We start from the raw sequence: 1,097 nt of genomic DNA, 5'->3' as shown, positions 1-1,097 counted from the left end.
TGGAGGACAAGAGGCGCTGGCGGCAGTACAAGGCGCGGGTCAGACGGCTTCCCGAGAACTATCGCACGGCGGTCGAAGCGCTGGAGCGGTACCTGATGCATTTCGGGCCGGGGGACGGCGCCGACGCGGCGTCGATGTTGGAGGACCTTGCCGATCTGTTCGAGCGGAGCGCGGCGGACGCAATCCCGATCCGCGAGATCTTCGGGGCGGACCCCGTGGAGTTCGTCGAGGCGTTCGTCCAGAACTACTCGGTGGGGCGGTACATCAGGCGGGAGCGGGAGCGGTTCACCAGCGCCATCGAGCGCGCCGCCGGCGAAGACATCAGGAAAGAGGACGGGACGGTCTGATGACGACACAGCACGTAATCCATGTGCAGGGCCTGGAGAAGTCGTACAAGGAGCTGCGGGTGTTGCGCGGCGTGGACTTCGCGGTGGCGCGGGGCAGCATTTTCGCTCTGCTCGGCTCGAACGGGGCGGGCAAGACCACGGTGGTGAAGATCCTGTCCACGCTGCTCAAGGCCGACGCGGGGACCGCCAGCGTCAACGGCTTGGACGTCGCCACGCAACCGGCGAACGTTCGGGAGTCCATCAGCCTCACCGGACAGTTCGCCGCCGTCGACGAGATCCTCAGCGGGCGGGAGAATCTCGTGCTGGTCGCCCGGTTGCGGCACCTCAAGGATCCCGGCAAGATCGCGGACGATCTGCTCGCTCGTTTCTCGCTGACCGACGCGGGCGCGCGGAAGGTGTCGACGTATTCGGGTGGCATGCGCCGCCGCCTGGACATCGCGATGAGCCTCATCGGGAGTCCGCCGGTCATCTTCCTCGACGAGCCGACGACCGGGCTGGACCCCCAGGCGCGTATCGAGGTGTGGCAGGCCGTCAGGGAACTCGCCGGCCGGGGTACCACGGTGCTGCTCACGACGCAGTATCTGGACGAGGCCGAACAACTCGCCGACCGGATCGCGATCCTGCACGAGGGCCGGATCCTCGTGAACGGCACCCTGGCCGAGCTCAAGCAGCTGCTCCCGCCCGCCAAGGTCGAATACGTCGAGAAGCAGCCGACCCTCGAGGACGTCTTCTTCGCGCTCGTCGGTGCCG

General features: G+C 67.3%; 2 protein-coding genes. Both read left to right on the top strand.

The genetic code is table 11. The features are described from left to right. The coding region (locus tag ABGB08_RS54645) for a DUF1048 domain-containing protein (protein WP_347608545.1) at window positions 1-347 on the top strand (347 nt) is incomplete at its 5' end. After that, window positions 347-1,097: ATP-binding cassette domain-containing protein (locus ABGB08_RS54640; protein ID WP_347608542.1), on the top strand; the 751-nt coding region annotated here is incomplete at its 3' end. The genes ABGB08_RS54645 and ABGB08_RS54640, both read left to right, overlap by 1 nt.

This window comes from Acrocarpospora sp. B8E8 (assembly GCF_039871605.1).
Classification (GTDB): domain Bacteria; phylum Actinomycetota; class Actinomycetes; order Streptosporangiales; family Streptosporangiaceae; genus Acrocarpospora; species Acrocarpospora macrocephala.
The sequence above is the reverse complement of the archived record's forward strand: the minus strand, read 5'-3'. Positions and strand labels throughout refer to the sequence as shown.